At 39.0% G+C, this 14,654-nt stretch carries 17 protein-coding genes; 4 read left to right on the forward strand and 13 right to left on the reverse strand.

Features of this window, described 5'->3' with window-relative positions; all coding sequences use genetic code 11:
- Window positions 1-134: 134 nt before the first annotated feature.
- Window positions 135-551, reverse strand: a complete 417-nt coding sequence (locus L3V42_RS07270) for a CoA-binding protein (RefSeq protein WP_235761473.1) — start codon at window positions 549-551, stop codon at window positions 135-137.
- A 222-nt stretch (window positions 552-773) separates the two neighbouring features.
- Here L3V42_RS07270 and plsY point away from each other — a divergent pair, with 222 nt between their 5' ends.
- The 3 genes from plsY to yidD all read left to right on the forward strand — a co-directional run bounded on the left by plsY (window position 774) and on the right by yidD (window position 2,751).
- Window positions 774-1,355 (forward strand): glycerol-3-phosphate 1-O-acyltransferase PlsY, encoded by a 582-nt coding sequence (gene plsY / locus L3V42_RS07275; protein WP_238471683.1) that lies wholly within the window; start codon window positions 774-776, stop codon window positions 1,353-1,355.
- A 218-nt stretch (window positions 1,356-1,573) separates the two neighbouring features.
- On the forward strand, window positions 1,574-2,503 hold the full coding sequence (gene folE2 / locus L3V42_RS07280) for a GTP cyclohydrolase FolE2 (RefSeq protein WP_235761475.1): 930 nt from the start codon (window positions 1,574-1,576) through the stop codon (window positions 2,501-2,503).
- 8 nt (window positions 2,504-2,511) lie between these two features.
- Entirely contained in the window at window positions 2,512-2,751 is a 240-nt protein-coding gene (gene yidD, locus L3V42_RS07285) for a membrane protein insertion efficiency factor YidD (protein ID WP_235761476.1), read from the forward strand.
- A gap of 72 nt (window positions 2,752-2,823) precedes the next feature.
- On the opposite strand, the gene L3V42_RS07290 is transcribed toward yidD, so the two are convergent.
- The 6 genes from L3V42_RS07290 to L3V42_RS07315 form a co-directional block, all read right to left on the reverse strand.
- Complete coding sequence (locus L3V42_RS07290) at window positions 2,824-3,123, reverse strand: hypothetical protein (protein WP_238471684.1); 300 nt, start codon at window positions 3,121-3,123, stop codon at window positions 2,824-2,826.
- Window positions 3,124-3,125: 2 nt separating this feature from the next.
- Complete coding sequence (locus tag L3V42_RS07295) at window positions 3,126-3,548, reverse strand: acyl-CoA thioesterase (protein WP_238471685.1); 423 nt, start codon at window positions 3,546-3,548, stop codon at window positions 3,126-3,128.
- Window positions 3,549-3,672: 124 nt separating this feature from the next.
- Complete coding sequence (tlp, locus tag L3V42_RS07300; protein WP_235761479.1) at window positions 3,673-3,903, reverse strand: small acid-soluble spore protein Tlp; 231 nt, start codon at window positions 3,901-3,903, stop codon at window positions 3,673-3,675.
- A gap of 61 nt (window positions 3,904-3,964) precedes the next feature.
- Entirely contained in the window at window positions 3,965-4,546 is a 582-nt protein-coding gene (locus L3V42_RS07305; protein ID WP_235761480.1) for a TlpA family protein disulfide reductase, read from the reverse strand.
- A 144-nt stretch (window positions 4,547-4,690) separates the two neighbouring features.
- The gene (acnA, locus tag L3V42_RS07310; RefSeq protein WP_238471686.1) at window positions 4,691-7,396 is read right to left on the reverse strand and encodes an aconitate hydratase AcnA; all 2,706 of its coding nucleotides are present in this window, start codon (window positions 7,394-7,396) and stop codon (window positions 4,691-4,693) included.
- A gap of 233 nt (window positions 7,397-7,629) precedes the next feature.
- Window positions 7,630-8,724 (reverse strand): ATP-binding protein, encoded by a 1,095-nt coding sequence (locus L3V42_RS07315; protein ID WP_238471687.1) that lies wholly within the window; start codon window positions 8,722-8,724, stop codon window positions 7,630-7,632.
- A 434-nt stretch (window positions 8,725-9,158) separates the two neighbouring features.
- Here L3V42_RS07315 and L3V42_RS07320 point away from each other — a divergent pair, with 434 nt between their 5' ends.
- A complete protein-coding gene (locus tag L3V42_RS07320; RefSeq protein ID WP_255783439.1) occupies window positions 9,159-9,620 on the forward strand; it encodes a DUF2621 family protein in 462 nt (153 codons plus the stop codon).
- A 20-nt stretch (window positions 9,621-9,640) separates the two neighbouring features.
- Here the strand turns inward: L3V42_RS07320 and L3V42_RS07325 are convergent, their stop codons facing one another.
- The 6 genes from L3V42_RS07325 to tkt form a co-directional block, all read right to left on the reverse strand.
- Window positions 9,641-10,123 carry a CcdC family protein gene (locus L3V42_RS07325; protein ID WP_235761483.1) on the reverse strand — a complete coding sequence of 161 codons (483 nt, stop codon included), beginning with the start codon at window positions 10,121-10,123 and terminating at the stop codon, window positions 9,641-9,643.
- A 55-nt stretch (window positions 10,124-10,178) separates the two neighbouring features.
- Window positions 10,179-10,883 carry a cytochrome c biogenesis CcdA family protein gene (locus L3V42_RS07330; RefSeq protein ID WP_238471688.1) on the reverse strand — a complete coding sequence of 235 codons (705 nt, stop codon included), beginning with the start codon at window positions 10,881-10,883 and terminating at the stop codon, window positions 10,179-10,181.
- Between the two features lie 170 nt (window positions 10,884-11,053).
- Entirely contained in the window at window positions 11,054-11,653 is a 600-nt protein-coding gene (locus L3V42_RS07335) for a DNA-3-methyladenine glycosylase (protein WP_238471689.1), read from the reverse strand.
- 99 nt (window positions 11,654-11,752) lie between these two features.
- Window positions 11,753-11,974: a YneF family protein gene (locus L3V42_RS07340; RefSeq protein WP_235761486.1), complete on the reverse strand. Its 222-nt coding sequence runs from the start codon at window positions 11,972-11,974 to the stop codon at window positions 11,753-11,755.
- A gap of 44 nt (window positions 11,975-12,018) precedes the next feature.
- On the reverse strand, window positions 12,019-12,468 hold the full coding sequence (sirA, locus tag L3V42_RS07345; RefSeq protein ID WP_238471690.1) for a sporulation inhibitor of replication protein SirA: 450 nt from the start codon (window positions 12,466-12,468) through the stop codon (window positions 12,019-12,021).
- A 155-nt stretch (window positions 12,469-12,623) separates the two neighbouring features.
- Window positions 12,624-14,624: a transketolase gene (gene tkt, locus L3V42_RS07350; RefSeq protein ID WP_255770526.1), complete on the reverse strand. Its 2,001-nt coding sequence runs from the start codon at window positions 14,622-14,624 to the stop codon at window positions 12,624-12,626.
- Between the last annotated feature and the right edge of the window lie 30 nt (window positions 14,625-14,654).

Here is a 14,654-nt window from a genome sequence, read left to right on the forward strand (position 1 = left end):
TGTTGTGGTAACTTTAATTTTATCAAAAGGTGTCCTTTTTGTTGAGTAAAATAAGAGTAAATAGAAAATCGCTTCACGCTTTTTGCGCGAAGCGATTTTCTATTTACTGGGGTTTTGTCCCAGCCTCGATCTGTCTATTTAACTAATACAGCATGGACTACTTTAATGCAAAGATCCATAATGACGGTAAAGTCTCTTTCTTTCAAGTAGTGATAAGCTTCTTCATTGATAATTCCTTGCTGTGCCCAAAATATTTTGCAATCTGTTTCAGCTGCATCCTTTGCAACATCTGGCAAATGTTCAGGACGTCGGAAAACGTTGATAATATCAATTTTATCTGGTACATCTTTGAGCGTTGGATATGCCTTTTCCCCAAGAACTTCATCTACGGTCGGATTGACAGGAATGATACGGTAACCTTCTTCCTGCATAATTTTCGATATTTGATAGGCGGTCTTCTCTTCATTTTTTGATAATCCCACGACTGCTATTGTCTTGGCATCTTCTAAAGTCTCTTTCAATTTTTCTTTCGATGGATTTTCCCAGCTCATGTTTTTCATCCCTTCTTCAGAGTTTCATACATCAAGTCATTCTAGTCACATCATAAGTAGAATAAGCTGAATAGTCAACCGTATCACTTTCTTGCATGCTTTTTTACTTGGAATTTATTCTTACTGCAGAATAAATTCCAAGTAACGGTACTTTTTAATCGAAATTCATGCTAGAATAAGCATAGTACAGCTTCAAAAAGTTGATGGAAAGTAGGATGAATGATGGAATTTGTATTATTTGCAATTATCGCTTATTTATTAGGTTCGATTCCTTCTGCTTTATTAGTAGGTAAAATCGCTTTCAATAAAGATATCCGCGAGCACGGAAGCGGAAACCTTGGAGCTACAAATGCTTTCCGAGTACTCGGAATGAAAGCTGGAATTATCGTTACGTTATCTGATATCTTAAAAGGAACAGCAGCAACGGTAATCCCGATTCTATTCGATGCTTCTGTCCATCCGCTCATTATCGGCCTATTCGCGGTTATCGGGCACACTTATCCGATATTCGCTAAGTTTAAGGGTGGTAAAGCAGTCGCAACATCGGCGGGGATTATATTGGGGAGTTTCCCACTATTATTTGTCATTATGATTACGACCTTTCTACTCTCCCTATACTTATCCAAGTATGTTTCACTATCTTCTATCATAACTGGAGCAGTCACGATTCTTATCTCGTTGTTTTATAAGGACATTGTCTTAATTATCATTATTTCACTCCTTACTTTGTTTGTTATCTACCGTCATAAGGAGAACTTGAAACGAATTAAAAATGGTACCGAACCGAAAATTACTTGGATGTAAAAAAGAAGTGCTCTTATCAAGGAGTACTTCTTTTTAGTAGAGGAAACCTGCGACTTCCATCTAAGCACAGAAGCCCCCCACCGATAGCAAGAAGCATCGGTGGGGGGCTTCCAGTAGGATTTTTCGAATTCTATTCTCAGCGAAAAACGTTTAAATTGAATAAGATTAGGTGTTTCGTTATACTGAAATCTAGTCAATGATAGAAAGTAGGAACGATTATGACTCAAACAAAAATAAATGCATTCAAACAACTTCCTCAAAAGAAGGAAAGACATAAATTATTCGGCTCTGTGGAACCGATCGAAAAAACAAAACCAATAGAAAAAGATAAGATGCATGATATTCAGAATGAAAAGAAAGACTTTCTTTTTGAATTGGATGCGGTTGGGATTGCAAACGTCAAACATCCAATAATAATTGAAAGCAATATGAATCCTAAAACACAAACAACTATTGGAACGTTCAGTTTCAGCTCTTCCCTGCCCCAAACGAGCAAAGGAACGAATATGAGCCGCTTTACTGAACAACTAAATAACTATTATAAAGATGGCCTCATTATAAGTTTTTCTTCTCTAAAGACATTTGCAAAAGGGTTAAGTGAGCGCTTGGAGCAACAGGATGCTACAATTGAGATAAGCTTTCCATGGTTTTTTGAAAGAAAGGCTCCACACACAGAACTTAGCGGATTAAATCATGCGGACATTACAATGACAGTTACGTATGATAAGTTATCTGGTTACACCATGCGTGCAAGTCTTGGCGGTAAGGTGGCTACGCTTTGTCCGTGCTCGAAGGAAATTAGTGAATATAGTGCTCATAATCAAAGAGGCAATATTACAATGGAAATCGAGTTTACAGAAGATTTCACGGAGAATGATGCCGATTGGAAATTCCATCTATTAGAAGCAGCGGAAAGCAATGCTTCAAGCAGATTATATCCTGTTCTAAAACGTCCAGATGAAAAAGTTGTCACCGAAACTGCTTATGAAAATCCGCGTTTTGTAGAAGATATGGTGCGGCTTGTTGCAGCTGATCTTTATGAACTGGACTTTGTGTCTAAATTTAAAGTAAGCTGCAGAAATGAAGAATCCATTCATCTGCATGATGCCATTGCTTCTGTTAGTTTCGACAAATCTGCGAAAAAGTAGTGAGTAACATGAAATATATTTTTATTGGACTCGTAAGGTTCTACCAACTTGCAATAAGTCCGTATACGCCTGCGTCTTGCAGGTTTTATCCGACTTGTTCCAGTTACAGTCTGGAAGCATTCAAACGATTTGGTGCCATCAAAGGACTATATCTCAGCGTTAAACGGATAAGCAAATGCCATCCATTCCATCCAGGTGGTGTTGACTATGTACCTGAAAGGAAAGAAAAACAGAAGAAGACCCGATAATTGGATGCATCATCCAATCACCGGATCTTCTTTTATTACGATGCGATTATATGGAAAAAATCCTGCTTTCATTTACAGATTAAACCTTTTAATCTGTTCCCAAATTGCTTCTTTGCGGAGAATTTCTCGTTGATATTCCCCAAATAAATCGTAATGAGGATATTTGTCTTTATAATCAATCCAATATTCATCAAGCTCATGACTTCTTCCCCAAGTTTTCAGCTTTTCAATATCACTACATCCTACCTTTGTTACGGTATCACAGCCTGGGAACCGTTCATCAATCCAGTAATGCGTCAGAAACGCGATTTGACCGCTACTGACTTCTAGCTTCCAACGATGTAATTCTTGCCGATTAATTCCAAAAGCCATTTTTATTCACCTTTAATCTCCTTACTATAAATATCATGCCATTCTGGAAATTTCCTTCTCAGTGATAAAGGGCGAAACGTATCTTTATTGACGATGACATGTCTAGTCAAGCCTCTAACAGCAACTTCACCATCTTCTCCAACCACTTCATAACCATAAGCAGAACGAATTCCGTCATATTCTGCCAACCATGTATCAATATATACGGTTTCTCCGTAACGGGTCGGCTTAATAAAGGAAAGCTCTGCATCTATAACCGGCGAAACGACACCTTGTTTTTCCATTTCCACATAAGACAGTCCTAAAGCTTCAATGAATTTCGTTCTGCCAATTTCAAACCAGATCAAATAATTGCCATGATAAACAATACCCATTTGATCTGTTTCCTGGTAGCGTACTTCTATTGGTGTTCTTACTTTATTCAAAATAAATACCTCCATTATCCTGCTGTTTCATCAATAATATGTATAGTAATATCGTATCACGAATCCATCTGCCTGCAAAAAAACAAGACCTCAAAATTAGATGATTTTGAGGTCTTGTTTTTAATTATTTATCTTGATGATGTGATTCATCTTTAATTTCTTCACGAAAGCCTTCAATAGCTTCTTTGCGACGTTTATTTTTAGCTAAAATCTGCTCTTTCCCTATTTCATCAGAGAACTCCAGCGTACCTTCCGCTTCTTCGATATTTTCTAACGTATCATGGATCATATGCTGCAGTTTTTCCACGTTATCACTGCGATCATCCGGCTTTGGTTTGTTTTTATCTGGCGACATATAACTACTCCTTTCAACTGTAGTAGTTGTATGTTTTACAGGAACAAGTGAAAATATGCAATTAATTTAATGTGTTAAGCATTTCTTCCATAAATTCGTAATCCATTGGTCCGACATGGCGTTGTTCTTGGATAATACCCTCTGAGTTGATGAAATAGGTTGTCGGCAATGTGATTACACCATAATCCGTGCCAGTCGCCCCATCGCTGTCCAGTGGGCTTGGAAATGTATATCCAAATTCCTCGAGGTAGTCCTTTACCTTTTCATCTTTTTCATTAAAATTAACAGCAATTACCTTAACATCATCTTGATGAGCGTCATAAAACTTCTGCATTTCTGGCATCTCTTCGCGGCATGGCGGACACCAGGTTGCCCAAAAGTTGAGGATCACTTTTTCGCCTTTTAATTCGGACAGGCTGACTACTTCACCGTCTAATGTTTCCAGCGAGAAGTCAGGAGCAGCTTCTCCAGGTTGGATACCAACGCTTTCAACAGGTGCAATCATCCCGCCTGAAACCGATGTATCTCCTGTCACATCATATCGATTTGGCCCCGCTTCTTCATTTTTATCGGCAGCTATATCTCCAATCATGATTCCGACTAAAATAACAAGAAAACTGATTCCAAATATTATTTTTTTCACAATATCTCCCCCGACTTTCTTAACCTTACTTTAATAGTAATTTGCATAAGGAAAGAAGTAAAGATATTAGCGTCATTGTTCGGAAATTAGTCAAGAAAGAGCCGCTAAGCATTTGCTTAGCGGCTCTTATCTTTATAGTGATGTTTAAGCTAATTTTTCACGTAGAACCATTTGCAAAATTCCGCCGTGACGGTAGTAGTCGATTTCAACCGGGCTATCAAAACGAGCGATAGCTGTAAACTCGGTAACTTTATCGTCTTTTGCTACTGCAGTAACTTTTACCGGGCTATTTGGTTGTACATTTTCGTCGATATCAACATGGAATGTTTCTTTACCTGTCAAGCCAAGTTTCTCAGCACTATCGCCTTTTACAAATTGAAGTGGTAATACACCCATCATGACAAGGTTCGAACGGTGGATACGTTCATAACTTTCCACAATAACCGTCTTAATACCTAAAAGGTTCGTTCCTTTTGCAGCCCAGTCACGGGAAGACCCCATTCCGTAGTCTTTACCACCGATAACAACTAATCCGGTGTTATCTTCTTTATATTTCATTGCAGCGTCATAAATTGGCATTACTTCTTCCGTTGGCCAGTAGGTTGTGTAGCCGCCTTCTGTACCCGGAGCAAGTTTATTACGAATACGGATGTTCGCAAATGTACCACGCATCATAATCTCGTGGTTACCACGACGGGAACCATAAGAGTTGAAGTTTCTAGGTGATACACCTTTTTCTTGCAGATATTGACCAGCAGGCATATCTTTCGCAATTGCTCCTGCAGGTGAAATATGGTCTGTTGTAACAGAGTCACCGAAGTAACCAATTGCACGTAAATTACTTAATTTCTCAACCGTTCCTGCCTCTTTTCCTAAACCTTCAAAGAATGGCGGATTTTGAATATATGTCGAGTCCTCATCCCATTCGAATAATGGTTCGTCTGTTGTATCAATAGCGTTCCATTTTTCATTGGAATTAAAGACGTTCTCATACTCTTTACGGAAGATTTCCGGCGTTACAACTTTCGCAACTTCTTCTTTAATTTCTTGTGCTGTCGGCCAGATATCATTCATGTATACTGGTTTTCCATCTCTATCCGTTCCAAGTGGGTCTTCATTCAGATTAATATCCACTGTACCTGCTAGTGCGTATGCCACAACAAGTGGTGGGGATGCTAGGTAGTTCGCTTTAACAAGCGGGTGAATTCTCCCTTCAAAGTTCCGGTTACCGGATAATACGGAAGAAGCGATTAAATCGGAATCAACAATTGCTTTTTCGATTTCTTCCAGTAAAGGACCGGAGTTACCGATACATGTTGTACAGCCATAACCAACAAGGTTAAAGCCAAGTACATCCAAGAATTTTTGTAATCCGGCATCTTCCAGATAACGGGTTACAACTTTAGATCCTGGTGCCAACGAAGTCTTAACATAATCAGGTACTTTCAGTCCTTTTTCGACTGCATTTTTCGCAACTAAACCTGCACCTAACATTACATATGGGTTAGACGTGTTTGTACAAGAAGTGATTGCAGCGATTGCTAGGGAGCCTGTCTTCAGGACAGATTCCTTACCATTTTTATGGGTAACGGTCACTTCTTTATCGAATTCAGACTTATCTTTTCCAAATCCTTGGTTGCCCTCAGGAGCTGTAATGGCTTTATTGAATTCCTTTTGCATATTAGATAAAGAAATCAAGTCTTGCGGACGTTTTGGTCCGGATAAATTCGGCTCTAATTCAGACAGGTCGATAATGACAACGTCTGTATATTCTGGATCGCCGTCTTCCGGGTCGTACCATAGACTGTTTTCTTTACTGTATTTCTCAACAAGGTCAATTAGTTCTTGACTTCGCCCTGTCAAATGTAAGTAGCTTAATGTTTCTTCGTCTACAGGGAAGAAACCACAAGTTGCACCATACTCAGGAGCCATGTTAGAGATCGTTGCACGGTCAGCTAGCGGCATGTCTTTCAGGCCTGGACCGAAGTATTCTACAAATTTACCTACTACATTTTTCTCACGCAGCACTTGCGTAACTTTTAGGGCAAGGTCTGTTGCTGTAGTTCCATTCGGGAAACTTCCAACAAACTTAACCCCAATCACCTCTGGTGCCGGGAAATAGGACGGCTGACCGAGCATTCCAGCCTCAGCTTCAATACCACCAACACCCCAACCGAGGACACCAAGTCCGTTAATCATCGTCGTATGAGAGTCTGTTCCTACAAGTGTATCTGGAAATGCTTCGAACTCTTTCGCTTCATTTTCAAGGGCGTGCACAACATTCGCAATATATTCCAAGTTAACCTGGTGAACAATACCTGTTGCTGGAGGAACAGCACGATAGTTGTCAAACGCTTTTTGAGCCCAATTTAAGAATTCATAACGTTCAGCGTTTCTTTCAAATTCAATGTCCATGTTCGCTTGTAGGGCATTTGGTGTACCATATTGGTCTACTTGTACGGAGTGGTCGATAACTAAATCAACCGGTACTTCAGGATTAATCTTGTCTGGTTCGCCCCCCATATCCACCATTGCTTTTCTTAAAGAAGCTAGGTCAACAACGGCCGGAACCCCAGTGAAGTCTTGCAAGATAACACGCGAAGGTTTGAATGGTACATCGACACCTTTCGCATCTTTCTTACCCCATTTCGCAAGTGCTTTGACATGTTCATCTTTAATTTGATGGTCATCATGTTGACGAAGTACGGATTCTAAAAGAACTCGTACAGAGAATGGCAAGCGGCTAATTTTGCCGAGACCTTGTTCCTCTAAAGTTTTCAGATCATAGTAATTGTAGGTCTTGTCGTTTAATTCAAATTGCTTTCTCGCTTTAAATGCATCATTTGACATTCCATACTACCCCTTTCTAAGTTGCTACCAGTCTATGTTGTTTGTAAACTGGTACTTTATCATCCCATCACTCTTTAAAAAAGAAAGAATAATAAACCTTTACTTATATACTATCGGATTGTAAGCGATAAAACAAATCATTCGTCAATTAAGCTGTATATTAAATTATTATTCTAGTTGATAAGTTATACTTATACAAAAAAGAATGGACAGTTTGCCTGTATTGTCCATTCTTAATGATTAAACGTTTTTGGGAAAATTATTTGAAATGTGCTGCCTTTCGATTCATTTCTGAAGAATTTAAGAAGTCCGCCATGTTGTTCCATTATTTCTCTTGTAATATTCAATCCAAGACCTGTACCATTTTCCTTCGTAGTGAAAAATGCTTTCCCCAACTGATCCATTAGTTCCTGTGGTATACCGATCCCTTCATCCACTACGTTGATAATCGTTTGTTCTTTCATGAAATCGACGAAAATGCTAATGTCTCCTGGTTCTTCCATTGCCTCAATCGCATTCTTTACTAAATTGATCAATACTTGTTTGATCTGAGATGGATCACAGTAGATAACTCCGGAAATTGACTCATCATATTTGATTGTAACGTTTTTAAATTTTGCCTGGGATTGCAATAACACCACTACATCACTGATTAGTTTACCTATATGTTCTTTTTTCTTTTTATTTGAAGATGGTTTTGACATAAATAGAAGTTCTGATGTTATGGATTCAATCTTTTCAATCTCATCTTCCATAATCCTGTAGTATTCTTCTTTATGATTCACTCCTGCTTTAAGCAACTGCAGAAATCCTTTAATTGATGTTAATGGGTTTCTAATTTCATGGGCAATACTTGCAGCAAGCTGACCTACGACAGACATTCTTTTTGCTTGTACAATCATTTCCTTTGCTTCTTTATAAGCCGTCAAATCCTTCAACAACCCAGCAACATATTTGCGATTACTTGACTGATCTTCAATTCGAGCTAAGCAAACCTCCACGTAAACGGTGTGATTATTCTTATGGATAAGTTCAACATGTATGCCTTCTTTTCTTTCTGCGGCTAAATATTGTTCTACACACTTCGGCTCGAGGGGTTGAATTCGTTCATACCACGGGTTGCCAATAAGCTCTTCTTGCTTATAACCTAATAAATTTTTAATCGATTGACTGACAAAGCAAATCCGATCCTTTTCATCCCAGACAATAAAGGCATCATTTAAATGGCTTCCCATCCATTCCAATATATTCGTCGGCAATTTGAGAAAATTGGAAAATAATAGCTGTTGTTGATCAAACTTTAGTGAATAAACTTCCCCTATCTTCATTCAATTGTCCCCCTTTATAATTAGTTAAAAGCTAAGAACTTCCCCCTTTAAAGTAAAAACGATAAAACGCTATGTAATATTATGTTTATGATCTGTTACAGTTTTTATTCTAATAGAATCAATTGTCATGATTCTATCGATTATAATACTTGTTACTTAGACCGTTTATTCATATAATAATGTTACGTATATTTTCTATCTTACTATAAAATATTCTAAAAATAAATTATTCAATTGTCTATCATCCCATTATTAGTAATTTTGTCATAAAGTGAAACTTCATTCAGTGAGAATCACTGAATGTTAGTTGAACAGAATCAGGGATTTACGGACTGTTCATCCCCCACTTCACATTTTGGGCTTCCCTCATGTTTAGAGGTGGGGGGATTACAGACCGTTAATGCGTGATAAAGTAAAGAAATAGGTGAATATTATTGAGTATAATACTTGTGTTGTGGGGATTTCTTCTAATTTCGCTCATGGGAATTGGCGGTTTCTTCATGTTCCGTAAATTCTTAAAGAGTTTGCCGAAAGAAGATGGGAAATCTGTCTTGGATTGGCAAGAGCATTATGTCGATTTGACCAAAGATATGTGGGCGGATGAGGAAAAAGCATTATTGGAGGAACTTGTTTCCCCTGTTCCTGAATTATTCCGTGATGTCGCTCGTCAAACAATTGCCAGTAAGATTGGGGAAATTGCTCTGGATAAGAAGGAAGAAATGATAACGCAGGATACATTGATTGAAGGTTACATCGTCGCCACACCGAAACGTGACCATAAATTTCTGCGTAAAAAACTAAAAGAAAAAGGAATTCCTGTGGAACCTTATGAACATTTATTCCAGCTTTCTAAAAGCGACTATCGTGACAACTGGCAGGAGAGTTATAAAAAATAAAGACAAACAAGCACCTGGCTCTATGCAAGGTGCTTTTGTTCTGTCATTGACTTTCTAAGTTGCAAGAATTGATAGAGCATGGCAATCCGCCATGTAAGGATCATCCCGAACGCAAGCATAAAGAAGATTCCACCCGTCTCTCCAAGTGAAATATAGCCACTGATTAATACCTTTAGTGCTAAACGAACGACAAGAAGTCCAAATAGGATAAGTGGAAATGCTTTTGATGGATTTAAATAAATTTCACCGTCATGAATTTTAAATTTTGATGATTTAATCAGGATAATAGAGAAAACCATCCCAAGTGCAAAGGATTCAATGACTTGGAACCAGCTGATTTGAAATATCGGGAAGATATACATCAGAGCTCCGGTACTCATAAATAGAGGCGGTAAGATGATTTTTTTTAGAGATGCAGGTCTCTTCCCCATTTTCAATCGAACAAAAATCATAATGACAGCCATCATTGTGGCTCCGATTGTACTAGCAATACCCCAAAACATGTTTTAATCACTCTTTCAAAATTACTTACTCCCTATTATATCATTAATATCTTTATTAAAAACCGGAGAATCCAAACCAGTCAGCGAGATATGCTGTGACAACGGTCATCCAGTCAAAGAAAAGGGCCGCACCGAAGAAAATCATTACATAGCCACCAACTTTAACAATCTTCATGCTATGGTTTCTAATCCAGTTCATTCTGCCGATAAAGAATGCCATAACGAGGAATGGAATCGCAAACCCTAAAATATAGGCAATCATCATAATCATTCCTAGCTCTGGATTAGAGACTGCAAGTGAGAACACCACCGCTAGGATTGGCCCGGTACATGGTGTCCAGCCAAGAGAGAATGCAATACCAATCAATAATGTACCAAGATAACCACTTGGACGATTTTTAAACTGAATTTGTCTGTTTTTCATCAGGAATTTAAAGTTTAAAATACCAACAATGACCAATCCAAAGAATATAATTAAGATGGCCCCGACTTGTCTAATGATATCTTGATAAGTCAAGAGAAATTCAGAGATAACCGAAGTTGAAAAACCGATTGCAATAAAAATACTCGAAAAACCGATTAGGAAAAAAATCGTATGAAGTAATGCTTGCCGATTCATTTTTTTATTATCTTCTTTCATTTCATTAATGCTCATGCCAGTAATATAGGATAAAAATACCGGGTACACAGGTAAGACACAGGGTGAAACAAAAGAAAGAAATCCAGCACCAAAGGCTAGAAATATATTGATTTCTGACATATAATCTCCCCTACATTTTTATTATGTGCATCTATTTTATCAGAAAGGACATGTGGTAACACCCTTGTTTTTGACAATTAGACAACACTTACATCGTTTTGCGATGTTCTCGAAATAAGTATATAAGAAACGTAAATCCGTGCCGACGGATTTACCCTGTAAACGTATACTTATCTCGAAACATAGGAGTTACCGGCCATCCAAAAACGGTAAGGATAGTCACGGGCTTCTTCTGTATTTGATATTCCAATACGCAGTCCTGTCATGATTTCATCAATCCGGGCACCTTCTGTGATATATAATGGTTGTTTATATATTGGTTTGCCATACATTTGCATCGTTATCCCTAGCGCTTTCGTCAGTTTCCCCGGTCCGCTCGTCAAATTTTGTATATTTTTGACTGGACGTTTTTGCATCATTAAGTCTACTCCACTATACGGTTCAATCGCGCGGATAAGGACTGCTTCCGGCTCACCAACTTCTCCGCTCACGATATTCAGGAGGCAATGGGTATGCATTTGATACGTATAAATAAGGCCAGCTTGATGATACATAATTTCCGTTCGCTTCGTTCGCCTGTATCCATAACTATGAGCTGCGCGGTCCAGAGCACCGAGATAAGCTTCTGTTTCAACAATCACCCCAGAACTTAATCCTTCTTCTGTTTCATGGACAAGTATTTTACCGATAAGTTGTTTGGCAAGCGTGAGCGTCGGCTGCTTATAGAAACTTTCGGGTAGTAATTGAAAACTATTTTCATTGGTTATCATTCGGCATTTCCTTTCTGGTGATTATACGATATATAAAAACCACTCTGTTCTGTTCCATTTTAACAGAAAAAGTGGTTTTGGATTTGTATGATGATATTTTTACTTATCTACCTGGTTATTCATTGCGCGCATCATTTGATTAATCTTCTTTTGTGATGGCTTTTGGCCCATTTGCATCATTAATGTACGAAGCATTTGCTCATTGATTGGCGGATTCTTTTTCAAGTAGTTCATCATATATTTTCTTGCGATAAAAAACCCAAGAGCAACACCTGCTACTAAAGCTGCAATAGCAATTAATACTACCCAAATTGTGCTCATGTCTGTCTTCCTCCTTCGTTACTCTCTTCATCAAGTATATATAATCATGGGTAAGAATACAATATTTGATTATTGATCAATTTATGATTTTTAACAGATAACCAACCATAATCATTCAAACGATTATTTATGACAAAATAAAATCCTGGTGATTGACGAAGGATTGGAAAAAAGAATTCTTCTGCCTCTTGAATGGATGAACAAGTTAGTTCAATATGGTGACCATCCTCATAGATCGTCAAACTTTTACCTTCCCAAAAAAGCTGTATGTATTGATCTTTCTTTTCTACGTTCACGTCATCGGTTAAGGTTCGCAGATAAGCTGCAATGAGCGATAACTGGAGTGGTTCAATGACATAATTATATTGTAACTGCAAATAAGTTAGCTTCGGACAATCCTTAAACTCTTTAAAGAACCGGAACAGTACCCCCGTCTTATAGAAATAATGTACGGCTATCTCAGCTTTAACAGAAAAAATAGAATACGTATACATGGAAAGCACTCCTTTTCATCCCATTATACGTATTCCGCGACACGATTACTGTCATATTCTGTTGTAAACTTCCACTAGTTTTGTCGATTAAGAGACCGGATCTCTAAAACAGCTGGTGTTTAGAGATCCGTTCTTCTTAATTGAATCTAGTTAACTTAGTTGTTAACAAGTTTTTCAGTAAGTTGAACGACATTTTGGACAGTAAAGCCATATTCTGCTACAACGGTATCTCCAGGAGCAGATGCACCGAAGCGGTCAATCGCTAGGATATCGCCTTCTGCTCCTGTGTAACGGTCCCATCCAAAAGATGCGCCCATTTCTATACCAAGTCGTTTTGTAACATTCTTAGGAAGTACACTTTCTTTATATGCTTCGTCTTGTTTGTTAAAGCGATCCCATGATGGCATGCTTACAACGGAGACGTCAATTCCTTTTTCTTTTAGCGCTTTTTGTGCTTCTACAGCAAGCTGTACTTCAGAACCTGTTGCTAGAAGTAACGCATCTGCTGTTTCTTTCTCAGCTGCACTTACAACGTATGCACCCTTCTTCACGCCTTCATAAGCGTTCTTGTCTGTGCCAGGAAGAGTCGGTAAGTTTTGTCTTGTAAGGACAAGCGCTGTCGGCTCATCTTTAGACTCTAAAGCAAGTCTCCATGCTGCAGCAGTTTCATTTGCATCTGCCGGACGGATTAAGGAAAGGCCTGGCATTGCACGTAATGCTGCAAGATGTTCAACCGGCTCGTGAGTTGGTCCATCTTCTCCTACTGCAATCGAGTCATGGGTAAACACATATGTTACTGGTGTCTTCATGATTGATGCAAGACGGATGGATGGGCGCAGGTAATCACTGAACACAAAGAACGTTCCACCGTAGACTTTCAGACCGCCGTGAAGTGCCATACCGTTTAAGGCAGCACCCATTGCGTGTTCACGAACACCAAACCAGATGTTGCGTCCAGCATAATTTGCTTTCGTAAAGTCACCTTCATCGTCCATCATTGTTTTGTTTGAACCTGCTAAGTCTGCACTACCTCCGAAGAATGTAGGAACTGCTTTAGCAATAGCATTTAACACTTCACCAGAGGAAGCACGAGTTGCAAGGGAGCTTCCTTCTTCAAATACAGGAATAGCTTCTTCCCAATTAACTGGAAGTTCGCCGTTCATAGCTTGTTCCAACTGTGCTGCTTCTTCCGGATATTTTTCCTTATACGCAGCGAATTGGTCATTCCAAGCATCTTCAGCTTTCTTACCATCATCTTGGATCTTCTCTTTGAAATCAGCGTACACTTCTTCCGGTACGTTGAATTCTTCGTGAGCCCATTTGTAATACTCTTTCGTAAGTGTTACCTCATCTTTACCTAGTGGCGCTCCGTGGGATGCGGCAGAGTTTGATTTGTTCGGAGAGCCGTATCCGATAATCGTTTTCACTTCAATTAAAGTAGGCTGATCCGTGTTTGCTTGCGCTTCCTTAATTGCTGCTCGGAGCGCATCCACATCATTACCATCTTCAACACGGATTACTTGCCAGCCATATGCTTTGAAACGGCTTTCTGTATCCTCTGAGAAGGATCGGTCAAGTTCACCATCTAAAGAAATATCGTTTGAGTCATATAAAACAATTAATTTATCTAAGCCAAGGTGGCCAGCTAGAGAAGCCGCCTCATGCGAGATACCTTCCATCAAGTCACCGTCGCTTACAAGTGCGTACGTATAATGATCGACGATGGATGCATCTTCTTTATTAAATCTAGCAGCAAGATGTTCTTCTGCCATCGCCATACCAACGGACATCGCAATACCTTGTCCAAGTGGGCCAGTTGTTGCTTCTACACCATCTGTGTCGAGAACTTCCGGGTGACCTGGTGTACGGGAATTCCACTGACGAAAGTTTTTCAAGTCATCAATTGTAACATCATAGCCTGAAAGATGTAAAAGACTGTATAAAAGCATCGATCCGTGTCCAGCAGATAAAACGAAACGGTCACGGTTAAACCATTTTGAGTTTTTCGGATTATGATTCATAAAATCAGTCCATAGCGTGTAAGCCATAGGCGCAGCACCCATTGGCAAGCCCGGGTGACCGGAATTAGCTTTTTCAATCGCATCGATGGAAAGCGTGCGGATCGTGTTAATTGATAGTTGTTCAATATTAGACATAATTATCTCCTTTCAAAATTCCACTATAGT

Origin of the sequence: Oceanobacillus alkalisoli, assembly GCF_022213125.1 — a bacterium.
Taxonomy (GTDB): Bacteria; Bacillota; Bacilli; order Bacillales; family Amphibacillaceae; genus Oceanobacillus; species Oceanobacillus alkalisoli.